Source organism: Streptomyces sp. NPDC059861, from assembly GCF_042731435.1.
Classification (GTDB): Bacteria; Actinomycetota; Actinomycetes; order Streptomycetales; family Streptomycetaceae; genus Streptomyces.
The window spans coordinates 35,492-50,497 of the sequence record NZ_JBHWJQ010000024.1 but is presented as its reverse complement, the minus strand read 5'-3'; the positions used below and the strand labels follow the sequence as shown (position 1 = coordinate 50,497).

The following is a 15,006-nucleotide window of genomic DNA, read 5'->3' as shown; positions in this document are numbered from 1 at the left end:
CAAAGCCGGTACTGCCGCCGGATGCCGAGGGGGCGGCGAACACGTCGGCGCACGGGGCGGTACGTCGGCACGGGACCGTGGGGGCGGACCCCTGTTGGTTCCAGTGGCCCGACGCGTGGCACCCTGTGGCATGGGGAGGGACACAACCAGGGGCCAATTCGGGGAAGGTGGACTGATCGTCATGGGGCAGTGGACCTCAGCGGTGGGTGCGGCACAGCTGGCCCGCCAGCTCCAGTCGCAGCAGGACCGTCCTGCGGGCCCGGGCTCACGCCGGCCGCCCGCCTATCGCGCGCTCGCCGACGGAGTACGGCTGCTGGTGCTGGAGGGGCGGGTACCGGTCGCCGCGCGGCTGCCCGCCGAACGGGAGCTCGCGCTCGCCCTGTCCGTCAGTCGTACGACGGTCGCCGCCGCCTACGAGGCACTGCGCGCCGAGGGGTTCCTGGAGTCCCGGCGCGGCGCGGGCAGTTGGACCGCCGTACCGGCCGGGAACCCGCTCCCCGCGCGCGGTCTCGAGCCGCTGCCGCCCGAGGCGCTCGGCTCGATGATCGACCTCGGCTGCGCGGCACTGCCCGCGCCCGAACCCTGGCTCACCCGTGCCGTCCAGGGCGCCCTGGGGGAGCTCCAGCCGTACGCGCACACGCACGGGGACTATCCGGCCGGGCTGCCCGCGCTGCGCTCGATGCTGGCCGAGCGCTACACCGCGCGCGGGATCCCCACCATGCCAGAACAGATCATGGTGACCACCGGCGCGATGGGTGCCATCGACGCCATCTGCCATCTCTTCGCCGGCCGTGGTGAGCGCATCGCCGTCGAGTCGCCGTCGTACGCCAACATCCTGCAGTTGATGCGGGAGGCGGGCGCCCGGCTGGTGCCCGTGGCGATGGCCGAGGGGCTCACCGGGTGGGACGTGGACCGCTGGCGGCAGGTGCTGCGGGACGCCGCGCCGCGCATCGCCTACGTCGTCGCCGACTTCCACAATCCGACCGGCGCGCTGGCCGACGAGGACCAGCGCCGGCAACTCGTCGAGGCGGCCCGCTCGGCGGGGACCGTGATCGTCGCCGACGAGACGATGAACGAGCTGTGGGTGGACCCCGACGTGGAGATGCCACGCGCGGTGTGCGCCTTCGACCCGGCCGGGTCGACCGTCATCACCGTCGGCTCCGCCAGCAAGGCCTTCTGGGCCGGGATGCGCATCGGCTGGGTGCGGGCCGCCCCCGACGTCATCCGCAGCCTGGTCGCGGCGCGCGCGTACGCCGATCTGGGCACGCCGGTGCTGGAGCAGCTCGCCGTGCACTGGCTGTTCGGCACCGGCGGCTGGGAGCAGGCCGTGGAGCTGCGGCGCGAGCAGGCGCGGGACAACCGCGACGCCCTGGTCGCGGCGGTACGCCGGGAGCTGCCCGACTGGGAGTTCGAGGTCCCGCAGGGCGGGCTCACGCTGTGGGTGCGCACCGGAGGGCTGTCGGGCTCGCGCCTCGCGGAGGCGGGGGAGCGGGTCGGGGTACGGGTGCCGTCCGGCCCCCGCTTCGGTGTCGACGGCGCCTTCGAGGGGTATGTGCGGCTGCCGTTCACCGTCGGAGGCGCGGTGGCCGAGGAGGCGGCGGTACGCCTGGCCGCGGCGGCTCGCCTGGTGAGGAGCGGCGGGACGGTGGGGGCGGAGGCGCCGCGGATGTTCGTGGCGTAGGAGCGGGACAGGTCTTTGATGCCCAGGCCGCCGCGGACGCCTGGGAGTGGCGGGCCGCGGCGGCCTGGTCCGGCTGGGGTCAGGAGCTCTCCGCCACCGCTGCCCGCATCGGGACAGGCTCGGGTTCCGGTGCCGTCGGGACCCGTTCCGGGGCCGCGTCCGCCGGAGTCGTGCGGGGCGGGAGCAGGTCCAGTACCGCCTGGCGATGGGCGTCGCTGGTGGCGTCGTCGTACGGGTCGGGGGTCGCCGGGACCTGGAGGCGCAGGACCGGGCCCGTACCCAGGCGGGCGTAGCCGCGGCCGGCAGGGACATGCGCGACCGGGGTGGTGTGCGGGGGCGCGCCCAGGATGGTCGTGAGCTGTTCCCGGGTGGCGGGGCCGAGGACCACCCGCGCGCGGGTGTGCTGCCGTACCGGGTCGCTCAGGGTGTCCAGGCTGTCGAGCTGTTCGGCGACCACCACCGTCACGTTCGCGGCGCGGCCGTGCCGGAGCGGTACCTGGAGCAGTGACTGCGGGTCCTTGTGGCCGTCCGCGGCGGCGACGTGGGCGAGCGCCGCCGGACGGTCCAGCAGGATCCACAGCGGCCGCTTGGTGTCTTCCGGCGCCGGGTGACCCGCCTGACGCGCGCGGTTGACGGTGATCAGCCGCCGCTCCGTCTCGGTCGCGGCCCACTCCAGGCTCGCCAGCGCCCCGGCCAGCGCGCACTCGACGGCGAGGACACCGTCCCGCCCGATCAGGCACGCGTATTCGCCGGTGCCGCCGCCGTCGACGACGAGGACATCGCCGTACCGCAGGGCCTGGAGTGCCACCGAGCGCAGCAGGGTCGAGGTGCCGCTGCCCGGCTGGCCGGTGACCAGCAGGTGGGGCTCGGTGGACCGGATGCCCGTGCGCCACACCACGGGCGGCACGTCGCGCTGCTCCTCGCCGCGGACCAGCGGCAGCGTGCGCTGAACCTCGCTCGCGTCGGTGAAACCGAGGACCGTCTCCCCGGGTGCCGTCACGAAGCGCTGGGCGGCGATGTCGCCGGGCAGTGGCGCGAGGACCGTGACCGTGAGCTGGCTGCCCTCCTCGTCCCACATGAAGTGGTACTCGCGATCGCGGCCCGCCTTGGCCGTCAGCAGATGCTCGACACGCGCGCGTGCCTGAGTCTCGCTGTCCGGGAAGTACGCCGGGTACCGCACCTCCAGATGCGCGATCCGGCCGGCGCCGTCGAACTCGTACTCCGGGAAGACCTTCTCCCACTCCCCGCCGTGGGCGTACAGGGGTGCGGGGTCCTCGGCCACGGAGAAGCAGGGGACCAGTGCCTCGTACAGGGACTGCAGGCGTTGCGTCTGAGTCTCGTCGGGCCCCTCGGGGGCCGGGGGCCTGCGGTCGCGCCCTTGCCAGGCTGCCGCCGCCATCAGGGCGATGGCGGCGAGCAGCGGACCGTACGGCGCGAGCGCCACGGCGAGGATCACCGAGGCCACCAGGAAGAGCAGATGGCCGCGCTTGTCCTTGGGCGTCTCCGCCCACTTGCGCCGTCCGGCCGCCGCCAGCCGGCGCAGACCCCGGGCGATGGTGATCAGCGGATGGAGGACATCGGTGGCGCTGTCGGCCGCCGTCCGGGCCAGCTCCCGGCTCCGGGCCAGCTGCGCGCCGCCGTTGCTCAGAATGCGGGGAAGTGGGCGCCGTGCCACTGCTGTCTCCTGGAGGTGCGTGCGGACGGGACGGTGGGGCCGGACGGCCGGGGTGTCAGAACTTGATGCCGCCCAGGAGACCCGCCAGGCTCTCGCCGCCCGCCTTGATGCTCGGCGCGATGGCCGTGCTCGCGAGGTAGAAGCCGAACAGGGCCGCGATGCAGGCATGGGACGCCTTGAGTCCGTCTCTGCGGAAGAAGATGAAGACGAGGATGCCGAGCAGGACGACGCCTGAGATGGACAGAATCATGAGGTCTCCTGGTGTCGAGGGGGACAGTCACCATGAGTACTTCCCTGTTCACAGGATGTATCTATACGATAAAAGGTGCAACTGGGTGAAATCCGGTTGATATCGTCCGTACGGCGGAGCTGCGCCGCCTCTGGGGCGCCCGGAGCTTGCGCCCGGCGGGTGCATCGGTGATCTTTGCCTCGGGCATGGCCCGTCATGTCCCCGTGCACCCAGTACGCTGGCGATTCACCCGGAGGGCCCAGCGGTGCGGTCAGCTGTGGTTCGTACGCGTACGTAGTGAGAGGTGGTCCGGCCGATGACCGAAGCCCCCGACCCCGAGGTCGTGGAGCTCGCGACCAAGATCTTCGATCTGGCCCGGCAGGGGCAGACCGAGGCACTCGTGGCGTACGTCGACGCGGGCGTTCCGGTCAACCTCACCAACGACCGCGGCGACTCCCTCGTGATGCTCGCCGCCTACCACGGCCACGCCACCACGGTGCGGGAGCTGCTGGCCCGCGGCGCCGAGGCGGACCGCGTCAACGACCGGGGGCAGACGCCCCTCGCCGGGGCGGTCTTCAAGGGTGAGCAGGAAGTGATCAAGGTTTTGCTGAAGGGCGGCGCCGATCCGGCCGCGGGCACCCCGTCGGCCGTCGACACCGCCCGGATGTTCGGCAAGGCGGAGCTGCTGGAACTGTTCGGCGCACGCTGAGACACCACCCCGGCCACGCGGAACAGGCCCGCCGGCCGGGCAGGACACGGAAAACGGGGGAGGCGGTACCTGGCCGCCGGAAATATCGGTCGCGGCATCGAGAAGTGCCGGGTCATCATGACGTCGTGATTCACGGACGCGATGGCCGGGCAGGTGTTGCCGCACCGCGCGGGCCGTGATGCGGCCCGCATGGGCCACCGACGAGAGGCAGAGGAAGATGGTCTACAGCAAGCAGAAGACGGCGGGCGCCCCGACGTGTTGTCACGCGGCCAGGTAGAGCACGTTCCCCGGTTGCGTCGACGCTTGATGTGAGGCTGTTTCCCATGTTCGATCCGGTCATAGCGCCCAGCGGTACGCTGCTCGGCCTGCTCCAGCGGGGCCGCGGCGACGGCACACTGCACGCGCTCACCGCCCCCCGCCCCGAGGCACTCGCGGCCCTGAACCACTGTGTGCTGCGCGATCCCCGCCACGACTGGCAGGTGGAGAACCGCTCCCTGTACTACGCCCGCCTCTACCTCGACCTGAACGGCGAGCTGGACGCGATCGAGGCGCACCTCTTCGACCCCGAGGACATCGTCGACGACGACGAGTCCCGCACCGGGCTCGCCCTCGCCGTCCTCGGCCACCTGGCCTCCTACGGCAGGCGCGACGCGCTCGTCCTGCTGCGCAGGTACGCCGCCCAGGGCTCCAACTGGGCCTGGGCCCTGGACGAACTCGCCCTGCGCGACGACGACGCCGGGCTGCGCGCCCTGGCCGTGCCCGTGCTGGCCCGCTTCCCGGCCGACGCCGAGGGCGAGGCCGAGCTGGCCGCCGCCGTGCGGGACGCCTTCGAGCCGCGGCCCTGGCGACTGTGGGCCGAGGACCCGCGCGCGTCGATCGGGACGCGCGTGCGCGCCGCCCGGGAAACCGGCTGCTTCGACCGCTGGCAGCGGCAGATGCGACCGACCGGGCCCCGTCCGGGGTGGAGCGTGCAGGCCGTGTTCGAGTGGGCCCAGCAGGGCATCGAACGCGGAGTCGCGCTGCATGTCCCCGCCGCCCGCTGTCTCTCGGCCGTCGCCGGCCCCGAGGACCGGGCCGAGATCGTCCGGGCCGCCCAGGACGGCGGCGATGGTGCCCGCTGCACCGCGCTGCGCTATCTCGCCGACAGCGACGATCCCGACGTCCTCGACCTGGTCGAGGCGGCCGTGGTCACCGGCACGGCACCGGTCGTAGAGGCCGCCGTCGAGGCCTTCGAACGGATGCGCGGTGTGGCCGCCGTCGACCGGGCCCGCGGCTGGGCCCGCCGCCCCGATCCGCTGGGCGCCGCCGCCGGCCGCGTGCTCGCCTGCCGGGGCGGCGCGAAGGACAGCGACCTGGTCCTCGGCGCGATCCGGGAGGCCGTGCGGGGCGAAGGCCCCGACGCGCCGACCCTGTGGACCCTCGTGGACGGCGCCGGACGGCTCGGCATCGGCTGCGCCGCACCTGTTTTGCGCCACGTCTACCGCGAGACCGGCTCGTCCCATCTGCGCGGCAGGGCCGCCCGTGCCCTCGCCGCCACGGACCCCTCCTTCCCCTCGGGTTTCGGCGTCGAGTGCCTCTGGGACTGTGAGGAGACCACCCGGGAGCTCGCCGCCCGGCACGCCGAGACCGGAGACACCCGCGTCGTCGAGCAACTGCGCCGGCTCGCCTCCGACCCCGCCGAGGAGGCGGAGGTCCAGACCGCGGTACGCAGCCGGATCGGCCCCGAAGCCATGTGAGCGCCGCCCATCCCCCGCGCCGGGTGACAGGGGGCCGTCGTACCCGCCGGGTGAACGGCAGTCGACCCGGAGGTCAGCGGTGTGTGGCCGCGGGCTGACGCGCTTGGGTGCGCAGCGCAACGCTCATGGATCGTTCCCCGTCCGGAAAGATCGACGTTGACGCGGCCACGTCCAGCGTGGCGACAACAGCCCTATGCGTGTCGTCATCGTGACCGAATCCTTTCCCCCCGATGTGAACGGCGTGGCCCACTGCGCGCTCCAGACCGCCCGACACCTCGTCGATCGCGGTCACGCTCCCATCGTCGTCGCCCCGGCCCCCCCGCCCGGGAACAAGGCAGACGCTCTGGCACCGTGCCCCGTCGTCCACATCCCGTCCCTACCGCTCCCCGGCTACCCCCAGGTCCGGGTCGCCCTGCCAAGCCGGCGCCTGGCCGCCGCGCTGATCTCCCACCAGCCCGACATCGTGCACCTGGCCAGCCCCTTCGTCCTCGGCGTCCGCGGCATGGCCGCCGCGGCCCGGCTCGGCCTCCCCGCCGTCGCCGTCTACCAGACCGACCTGGCCGGATACGCCCGCACCTACATGGGCGCCGGTGAGGCGGCCGCCTGGCGGCGCATCCGTTCCGTGCACGCCGCCGCCGACCGCACCCTCGCCCCCTCCAGCGCCTCCCAGGGTGATCTGGAGGCCCACGGCGTGCCCCGGGTGCACCTGTGGCAGCGCGGTGTCGACACCGTGCGCTTCCGCCCCGACCTGCGGGACGAGGCACTGCGCCGCGAACTCGCTCCGAACGGCGAGCTGATCGTCGGCTACGTCGGGCGGCTCGCGCCCGAGAAGCACGTCGAGCTGCTCTCCGGTGTCTGCGGGCTGCCCGGCGTGCGCGTCGTCGTCGTCGGCGACGGGCCGAGCCGGCCCGGCCTGGCCGAGGCGCTGCCCGGCGCGGTCTTCCTGGGCCGCCGCACCGGCGACGAACTCGCCCGGATCTTCGCCTCGCTGGACGTCTTCGCCCACACCGGCCCCTTCGAGACCTTCTGCCAGACCGTGCAGGAGGCCATGGCCAGCGGTGTGCCCGTGGTCGCGCCCGCCGCCGGCGGGCCCATGGACCTGGTCGACCACGGCCGCACCGGACTCCTGGTGCCGCCGCGCGACGCGGACGCCGTCCGGGACGCCGTGGCCGCCCTGGCCGCCGACCCGGCGCTGCGCGCGGCCTTCGGTACGACCGCCCGCGCGACCGTCGAGGGCCGCACCTGGGCCGCCATCGGTGACCAGTTGATCGCGCACTACGAAGCCGTCCTCGACGCGCGCAAGCCGGCGGTGGCGGCATGAACACATCCCTGCGCATCGTCCGGCTGGCGAACTTCGTGGCCCCCGCCTCCGGCGGCCTGCGCACCGCGCTGCGGGAGCTGGGCAAGGGCTTCAAGCTCGCGGGCCACGACCCCGTCCTCATCGTGCCGGGCGAGAAGTACAGCGACCGGGACACCGAGCAGGGCCGGGTGATCACCCTGCCCGGACCGGTGCTCCCCGGCACCGGCGGCTACCGCGTCCTCGTCGACAAGCGCCGCGTCGCCGCCCTCCTGGAGCAACTCGGCCCGGACCGCCTGGAGGTCTCCGACCGGACGACCCTCAGGTGGACGGGCAGGTGGGCGCGGCGCGCCCGGGTGCCCGCCGTGATGGTCTCCCACGAGACCGCGGACGGCGTCCTGCGCACCTGGGGCCTGTCGGAGAACCTCTCCCGGCGCGCCGCCGACGCGCTCAACGTGCGCACGGCCCACACCTACTCGAAGGTCGTGTGCACCACCGAGTTCGCCGAGCGGGAATTCATCCGGATCGGCGCCCGTAACGTCGTACGTGCGCCCCTGGGCGTCGACCTGATGAACCGGCGCCCCACCATGCGCGACGCCGCGCTGCGCGACACCCACGCGCGGGCGGACGAGAAGCTCCTGGTGATGTGCTCCCGGCTGTCCGTCGAGAAACGGCCGGGAACCGCCCTGGACGCCCTGGAGTCGCTGCGCCAGCGCGGGGTGCGGGCGGTGCTCGTGGTGGCCGGCAACGGGCCGCTGCGCGCGAACCTGGAGAAGCGGGCGCAGGAGCGCGACCTGCCGGTGACCTTCCTCGGGCACGTCGCCGACCGCAGCCTGCTCGGCGCGCTCCAGGCCACCGCCGACGTGTGCCTGGCCCCCGGGCCGGCCGAAACGTTCGGGCTCGCCGCGCTGGAGGCCATGGCCTGCGGCACGCCGGTCGTGGCGAGCGCGTCCTCCGCGCTGCCCGAGGTGATCGGACCCGCCGGGGCCACCGCGGCGGACAATGGCGACGCCTTCGCGGACGCCGTGGAGATGCTGCTCGACCGCCCCGAGCGTGAGCGACGGGAGGTTGCACGCGCGCGTGCGGAGTGCTTCGGCTGGGGTACGGCGGTGGACGCCTTCCTCGCCGTGCACGACGCGGCGGTGCCCGAGCGACCCTTCGCCCGTGCGGAGGGCGCGGCATGAGATCCGTCCGTTACGTCGCCCTCGGGGACTCGCTGACCGAGGGGGTGGGCGACCCTGTGGGGAATGGGTGGCGCGGCTGGGCCGCGCTGCTCGCCGGCGGCCTGACCGAGCCGCCCGCCGAATTCACCAACCTCGCGGTCAGCGGGGCGCAGACCCGCGACGTGCTGGAGACCCAGTTGCCCGCGGCGCTGGCCCTGCAGCCGGACGTCGCGTCCGTGCTCGTCGGTGTGAACGACACGCTGCGCCGCACGTTCGACATCCACCACATCACCGAACGCCTCGACAAGGTGTACGCGGCCTTCACCCGGCAGGGCACGGCCCTGCTCACCGCCTGCCTGCCGGACCCGGGTTCGATGCTGGGGCTGCCGGGGGTGCTGGCCAGCCCGCTGGCCCGGCGGCAGCGGGCCGTGAACATCGTGGTCCACGCGCTCTCCGAGCGCTACGGGGCGATGCATGTGCACGCGGCCGCGGGGGACTGGGTCGACGACCGGGCCATGTGGTCCTCGGACCGGCTGCACCCGGGGGAGCGCGGACACCGGCAACTGGCCGTCCGGTTCCACGGGCTGCTCGCGGACGCCGGGATCGCCACGGGCACCGCGCCGGCAGCCGATCCCGAGTTCCCGCCGCCGACCAGGTCGGCGAGCCTGCTGTGGCTCGCCACCGCGGGCACGGCGTGGGTGCTGCGGCGGTGCAACGACCTGCTGCCCCAACTGCTGCGTCTCGCAGCCGTCGAGATGCGGCACCGCGCGCACGGTACCAGCGCCCGGCTGGACCTGCGGTCCGCGACCGCGGTGTCGACGGCGCTGGCGGCGCTGTCGCTGCCGGAGCCGAGGACCGGGCCCGCGCAGCGGCCCGAGCCGGGGAAGCTGCTTCTGCCCGAGGGGCTTTCGATGCCGGGTCAGCGGTCGGCGCCGGACCAGCGGCCGATGGCCGAGCATCGCCCGATGCCGGACCAACGGGTCGTGGTCGAGCCGGGGGTTGTGCCGGGTCAGCGATCGGTCGTGGAGCAGTGCTCGGTGGCGGATCAGCGGACGGCGCCGGGGCAGCGGTCGGTGCCCGGTCAGCGGTCGATCACGGAGCAACGGCCGGTCACGGAGCAACGGCCGGCGCCGGATCAGCGTTCGGTCGCTGAGCCGCAGACGGCGACGGAGGCGGCGTAGGGCCGAGGGCCCGCACGGGGTCCCCCGGTGTGTCAGAGACGGCGTACCGCCACGAAGCGCACCGGTGTGCCCGGCGCCGCCTGCGCGGCCGCCGGGAGGTCGGCCGTGCGGACGACCGCGATGACCGGGTAGCCGCCGGTGGTCGGGTGGTCGGCGAGGAAGACGACCGGCCGGCCGTCGGGCGGGACCTGGACCGCTCCCAGGACCATGCCCTCGCTGGGCAGTTCGCCGGGGCGGGCCCGCTCCAGGGCGGGCCCCTCGGTGCGCAGCCCGATCCGGTTTCCGGCGACGGACACGCGGTACGGGCGCGAGGTGAACATCCGTACGGCCTCCCGCGTGAACCAGTCGTCGCGGGGCCCGAGCGTCACCCGCAGGACCAGCTCCGCCGGCGGCGCGGGCTGCGGGGCGCCGTCCGCGCGCGCGTGGGGGCCGGTGACCCGCCCCAGGGGGAGCACCGCGCCGTTCGTGAGCGGCGGCGGGCCGAGCCCCGACAGCAGGTCCGTGGAGCGGCTGCCGAGCACCGGCTCGACGGTGACGCCCCCGGAGACGGCCACATAGCCGCGTACCCCGCGCGTCGCCGCGCCGACGTCCAGGACGGCGCCCGCGGGCACCCGCACCGGCGCGCCCCAGGCGACCGGGCGCCCGTCCACGGTGACCCGGCAGGGCGCGCCCGTGACCGCCACGGTGACCGGGGAACGCGGCCGCACCGCGCAGCCGTTGAGCGTGGTCTCCAAAAGGGCCGCCTCGGGCGGATTGCCGGTCAGCCGGTTGGCGAGGGCCGCCGCGGGCAGGTCGAGCGCCCCGGAGCGCGGCACGCCGAGGTGGGCGTGCCCGGGACGGCCCAGGTCCTGCACGGTGGTCAGCGCCCCGGCCCGTACGACGGCGAGCGCACGGTCCGTCATGAGGGCCCCACCGGGTCCCGGAGTGCGGCGGCCACGGGAACGAAGCGCACGCGCGTGCCCGGGGACAGCAGAGCGGCCGGTGTGCGGGCGTGGTCCCACAGCACCGCGTCCGTGCTGCCGATCAGCTGCCAGCCGCCCGGCGAGGCGTGCGGGTAGACGCCCGTGTACGGCCCGGCCAGTGCCACCGAACCCGCCGGGACGGCGGTGCGCGGTGTGGCGCGGCGCGGGACGTCGTAGCGCGGCGGCAGACCGGTGAGGTAGCCGAAGCCGGGCGCGAACCCGCAGAAGGCGACCCGGAACTCCGTCCCGGCGTGGAGGCGCGCCACCTCCCGCTCGCTCACGCCCCACAGGGCGGCGACGTCCGTCAGGTCGGGGCCGTCGTAGCGCACCGGGAGTTCGACGACCTCCCCCGCGCGCGGGGGAGCGGGCGGCACGTCGGCGGCGGTCAACTCGGAGGCCAGCCGGGCGACGTCGGGCAGGCCGTCGAGAAGGACGGTACGGGCCGCGGGCACGATCTCGCGGACCGTCAGCGACCCCTCGGCGCGGCGGCGCAGCAGCTCCGCGTGCAGCGCCTGCGCCTGCTCGCCGGAGGAGACCTCGATGAGCAAGGCGTCGTCCCCGACCGGCAGCACCCTCATGCGAAGGCCTCCACCCGGACACCGGCCTCTTCGAGCCGCCGGCGCACCCGCCGGGCCAGCTCCACCGCGCCGGGCGTGTCCCCGTGCAGGCACAGGGAACGCGCGCGTACGGCGATGCGGGCCCCGGAGTGGGAGACCACCGTCCCGGAGTGGGCGAGGTCCACCGACCGTGCCACGACGGCCTCGGGATCGGTCACGACGGCGCCCTCCCGGCCGCGCGGCACGAGGGTGCCCTCGTCGGTGTACGCGCGGTCCGCGAACGCCTCCAGGACCGGCGGCAGTCCGGCCTTTGCGGCCGCCTCCAGCAGCCGGGAGCCGGGCAGTCCCAGCACCGGCAGCGAGCCGTCGGCAAGGAGCACGCCCTCGACGACCGCAGCGGCCTGCTCCTCGTCGCGCACCACGCGGTTGTACAGGGCGCCGTGCGGCTTGACGTAGGCCACACGGGCGCCGGCCGCGCGCGCGAAGACCTCCAGGGCGCCGATCTGGTAGGCCACCTCGGCCGCCAGCTCGGCGGGCGGCACGTCCATCGCGCGCCGCCCGAACCCTGCCAGGTCGCGGTAGGAGACCTGCGCGCCGATCGTCACCCCGCGCGCGGCGGCCAGCTCGCACACCCGCCGCATGGTGGCCGCGTCCCCGGCGTGGAAGCCGCAGGCCACGTTGGCGCTGGTGACGACGGACAGCAACTGCTCGTCGTCGGTCAGCCGCCAGCGGCCGAAGCCCTCGCCGAGGTCGGCGTTCAGATCGATCGCGGTCATGGGTCCCCTTGGCTGTTCAGGCCACGCGGTACTGCTCGTCGCGGGCGTCGGTGAGGAACATCTGGCCCGGTGCGTGGGTGAGGGCGAACGGCGGCCGGGAGGCCATCACCGCCGCCTGCGGGGTGACCCCGCAGGCCCAGAACACCGGGATGTCGTCCGGATCGGCGGTCACCGGTTCGCCGAAGTCGGGCTGGCTGAGGGCGCCGATCCCGAGCGCCGACGGGTCGCCGCAGTGCACGGGGCCGCCGTGCACCGCCGGGAGCAGGCTGCTCTCCCGGATCGCCGCCGCCAGCCGGGTGGGCGGGACCGGCCGCATGGTCACCACCATGGGCCCGTGCAGCCGCCCCGCCGGACGGCACTGACGACTGGTCACGTACATCGGCACGTTCCGTCCCTGCTCGACATGGCGCAGCGGGACGCCCGCACCCGACAGCGCCCATTCGAAGGTGAAGCTGCACCCGATCAGGAACGACACCAGATCGTCCCGCCAGTGCCCGAGCACGTCCGTCGGCTCGTCCACCAACTCGCCGTCCCGCCACACCCGGTAGCGCGGCAGGTCGGTGCGCAGATCCGCCCCGGCCGCGAGCTCGGTCGTCCAGGAACCGGCGTCCGTGACGTCCAGCACCGGGCAGGGCTTCGGGTTGCGCTGGCAGAACAGCAGCATGTCGTAGGCCCAGTCGGCGGGCACCGCGATCAGGTTGGCCTGGGTGTGGCCCGCCGCGACCCCGGCCGTGGGGCCGGTCAGTCCCGCGCGGAACCGGGTCCGGGCCTCCTGCGGGGTCCACGCGTGCGCGTGCTCGTCGACGAGGGTCAGGGGAAGGTCGTCGGTGCGGTTCACACCAGCTCCTTCCCGCGCGTCTCGGGCAGCCCCAGCAGCGCCAGCGCCGCGAGTCCGTAGCCGATCGCGCCGAAGACCAGCGCGCCGCCCACGCCCCAACTGTCCGCCAGGAAACCGACGGTGGTGGGAAAGACCGCGCCGACCGCACGGCCGGTGTTGTACGTGAAGCCCTGCCCCGTACCGCGCACGGCGGTCGGGTACAGCTCGCTCAGGAACGAGCCGAAGCCGCTGAAGATGGCCGACATGCAGAACCCGAGCGGGAAACCCAGCACCAGCACGAGGGTGTCGGCGCCGCCGGGGATGTTCGCGTACGCCAGGATGCAGACCGCCGACAGCAGGGCGAACAGCCAGATGTTGCGCCGCCGGCCCAGCTTGTCGGTGAGGTAACCGCCCGTGAGATAGCCGACGAAGGCGCCGGAGATCAGGAAGGTCAGATAGCCGCCGGTGCCGACGACGGACAGGCCGCGCTCCGACTTCAGGTACGTCGGCACCCAGGTCGCCAGCGTGTAGTAGCCGCCCTGGACGCCGGTCGAGAGCAGCACCGCGAAGAGCGTCGTCCGCAGCAGGCCCGGCGAGTCGGCCGTGCCTCGCCCGAAGATGGCCGCGAACGATCTCTTCTGGGGGTTCTTCCGCCGTGCGGCGGCCGCCTCGGGGGCGTCCTGCACACGTCGCCGCATCCAGATGACCAGCAGGGCCGGCAGCGCGCCGGTCCAGAACATCACGCGCCACGCCAGGCCCTCGTCGAGGAACGAGAAGACCAGCGTGTAGACGATCGCGGCCAGCGCCCAGCCGACGGCCCAGGAGCTCTGGATCACGCCGAGGGTGCGGCCCCGGTGCTTGGCACCGGCGTACTCGGCGACCAGGATCGCGCCGACCGCCCACTCGCCGCCGAAGCCCAGGCCCTGCAGCGCCCGGAAGACCAGCAAGGTCTCGTAGTTGGGCGCGAAGCCGCAGGCCACCGTGAAGACGGCGTACGTGACGACCGTGATCATCAGTGCCTTGACCCGGCCGATGCGGTCCGCCAGCACGCCCGCGAGGGCGCCGCCGATCGCGGACACGACGAGCGTGACGGTGGTGAACAAGCCTGTCTGGCCGCTGTCCAGGCCGAAGTAGGCGGCCAGCGCGACCATGCTCAACGGGAGAGTGAAGTAGTCGTACGAGTCCAGCGCATAGCCGCCGAACGCGCCGGCGAAGGCGCGTCGGCCGCGCGGGCCGAGGGCGCGCAGCCAGCCGAACGCGCCGTCGGCGTCGTGCTGTTCACCCTTTCCCGGGTGCGCGTCGGTGGGCAGGGCCTGTGGTGGAGGGGTCGTGCTCATGGGCACCTCGCAGAGGGGGGACGGAGGGTGCTGCGGACCGAGCCGTGCCGTGCGGAAGCGTGGCGGCGCCGCCGCCGTGGGGGTGGGGCGGCACCGTTCGTAGCAAGGTAGGGGATCGTTCAACGATCCCTCAATACTCATGTTGTTTCGTTCTGGTATCTGCGGTTGAATTCCGGGCATGGCAGAGCAGCTGACGGGACTGGCCGACGACCGGGCCCTCCTGGGGCGCACCAGCACCGCCGAGCGCGTCTCGGACATCCTCAGGAGCCGGATCGCCGAGGGCTACTTCCCGCCCGGCACCCGGCTGTCCGAGGACAGCATCGGCGGGGCGCTCGGCGTCTCCCGCAACACCCTGCGCGAGGCGTTCCGGCTGCTCACCCACGAACGTCTGCTGGTCCACGAGCTGAACCGGGGCGTCTTCGTCCGGGTCCTGGCCGTGGAGGACGTCGAGGACATCTACCGCACCCGGCGCCTGGTCGAGTGCGCCGTCGTCCGGGGGCTCGGCGAGCCGCCCTACGCGCTCGACGGCCTCGCGTCCGCCGTGACGGAAGGGCAGCGGGCGTCGGTCGAGCATGACTGGAAAGGCCTGGGTACGGCCAACATCCACTTCCATCGCGAACTGGTCGCCCTCGCCGGCGGCGAACGCACCGACGAGCTGATGCGCAGCGTCTTCGCCGAACTGCGCCTCGCCTTCCACGTCGTGGACGACCCGCGACGGCTGCACGAGCCCTACCTCACCCGCAACCGCCAGATTCTGCAGGCCCTTCAGGCGGGCGACAGGCGCGAGGCGGAGCGCCTGCTGGAGGTGTACCTCGACGACTCGCTGAAGCGGGTGGTGGAGGTCTACCGTCGGCGGGTGGGCGACGACACGTAGGGCGTCCCCCGG

13 protein-coding genes and 1 pseudogene are annotated in these 15,006 nt (G+C 74.0%); 7 read left to right on the top strand and 7 right to left on the bottom strand.

Annotation, left to right across the window (positions count from 1 at the left end):
- Window positions 1-181 precede the first annotated feature (181 nt).
- Window positions 182-1,681 (top strand): PLP-dependent aminotransferase family protein, encoded by a 1,500-nt coding sequence (locus ACFV6X_RS21595; RefSeq protein WP_385385791.1) that lies wholly within the window; start codon window positions 182-184, stop codon window positions 1,679-1,681.
- A gap of 79 nt (window positions 1,682-1,760) precedes the next feature.
- Here the strand turns inward: ACFV6X_RS21595 and ACFV6X_RS21590 are convergent, their stop codons facing one another.
- Both ACFV6X_RS21590 and ACFV6X_RS21585 read right to left on the bottom strand, forming a co-directional pair.
- Entirely contained in the window at window positions 1,761-3,356 is a 1,596-nt protein-coding gene (locus ACFV6X_RS21590; protein WP_385385789.1) for a hypothetical protein, read from the bottom strand.
- A gap of 55 nt (window positions 3,357-3,411) precedes the next feature.
- Window positions 3,412-3,606, bottom strand: a complete 195-nt coding sequence (locus ACFV6X_RS21585; protein WP_365458266.1) for a hypothetical protein — start codon at window positions 3,604-3,606, stop codon at window positions 3,412-3,414.
- 295 nt (window positions 3,607-3,901) lie between these two features.
- Between ACFV6X_RS21585 and ACFV6X_RS21580 the strand changes: the two genes are divergently transcribed.
- From ACFV6X_RS21580 to ACFV6X_RS21560, 5 genes and pseudogenes are all read left to right on the top strand, one after another.
- Entirely contained in the window at window positions 3,902-4,294 is a 393-nt protein-coding gene (locus ACFV6X_RS21580; protein ID WP_365458269.1) for an ankyrin repeat domain-containing protein, read from the top strand.
- Between the two features lie 323 nt (window positions 4,295-4,617).
- Entirely contained in the window at window positions 4,618-6,030 is a 1,413-nt protein-coding gene (locus tag ACFV6X_RS21575; protein WP_385385787.1) for a HEAT repeat domain-containing protein, read from the top strand.
- A gap of 193 nt (window positions 6,031-6,223) precedes the next feature.
- A complete protein-coding gene (locus tag ACFV6X_RS21570) occupies window positions 6,224-7,351 on the top strand; it encodes a glycosyltransferase family 4 protein (RefSeq protein WP_385385785.1) in 1,128 nt (375 codons plus the stop codon).
- Entirely contained in the window at window positions 7,348-8,511 is a 1,164-nt protein-coding gene (locus ACFV6X_RS21565; RefSeq protein WP_385385783.1) for a glycosyltransferase, read from the top strand. The genes ACFV6X_RS21570 and ACFV6X_RS21565 overlap by 4 nt, the downstream gene beginning before the upstream one ends.
- Window positions 8,508-9,356: pseudogene (locus ACFV6X_RS21560) on the top strand (SGNH/GDSL hydrolase family protein); the annotation flags it as partial. The gene ACFV6X_RS21565 and the pseudogene ACFV6X_RS21560, both read left to right, overlap by 4 nt.
- A 347-nt stretch (window positions 9,357-9,703) precedes the next feature.
- On the opposite strand, the gene ACFV6X_RS21555 reads toward ACFV6X_RS21560, so the two are convergent.
- Genes ACFV6X_RS21555 through ACFV6X_RS21535 form a run of 5 tightly spaced genes read right to left on the bottom strand, consistent with a single transcriptional unit; the run spans window position 9,704 to window position 14,120 of the window.
- Window positions 9,704-10,573, bottom strand: coding sequence for a biotin-dependent carboxyltransferase family protein (locus tag ACFV6X_RS21555; RefSeq protein ID WP_385385781.1), 870 nt, complete (start codon window positions 10,571-10,573; stop codon window positions 9,704-9,706).
- Complete coding sequence (locus ACFV6X_RS21550) at window positions 10,570-11,211, bottom strand: allophanate hydrolase subunit 1 (protein ID WP_385385779.1); 642 nt, start codon at window positions 11,209-11,211, stop codon at window positions 10,570-10,572. Before ACFV6X_RS21550 ends, ACFV6X_RS21555 begins: the two co-directional genes overlap by 4 nt.
- Window positions 11,208-11,966: a LamB/YcsF family protein gene (locus ACFV6X_RS21545; protein ID WP_385385777.1), complete on the bottom strand. Its 759-nt coding sequence runs from the start codon at window positions 11,964-11,966 to the stop codon at window positions 11,208-11,210. The genes ACFV6X_RS21550 and ACFV6X_RS21545 overlap by 4 nt, the downstream gene beginning before the upstream one ends.
- A gap of 16 nt (window positions 11,967-11,982) precedes the next feature.
- Window positions 11,983-12,804, bottom strand: a complete 822-nt coding sequence (locus tag ACFV6X_RS21540) for a putative hydro-lyase (protein WP_385385775.1) — start codon at window positions 12,802-12,804, stop codon at window positions 11,983-11,985.
- Complete coding sequence (locus tag ACFV6X_RS21535; protein WP_385385773.1) at window positions 12,801-14,120, bottom strand: MFS transporter; 1,320 nt, start codon at window positions 14,118-14,120, stop codon at window positions 12,801-12,803. Before ACFV6X_RS21535 ends, ACFV6X_RS21540 begins: the two co-directional genes overlap by 4 nt.
- A 178-nt stretch (window positions 14,121-14,298) precedes the next feature.
- On the opposite strand from ACFV6X_RS21535, the gene ACFV6X_RS21530 reads away from it, so the two are divergent.
- Window positions 14,299-14,994, top strand: coding sequence for a GntR family transcriptional regulator (locus ACFV6X_RS21530; protein WP_385385771.1), 696 nt, complete (start codon window positions 14,299-14,301; stop codon window positions 14,992-14,994).
- Window positions 14,995-15,006 lie beyond the last annotated feature (12 nt).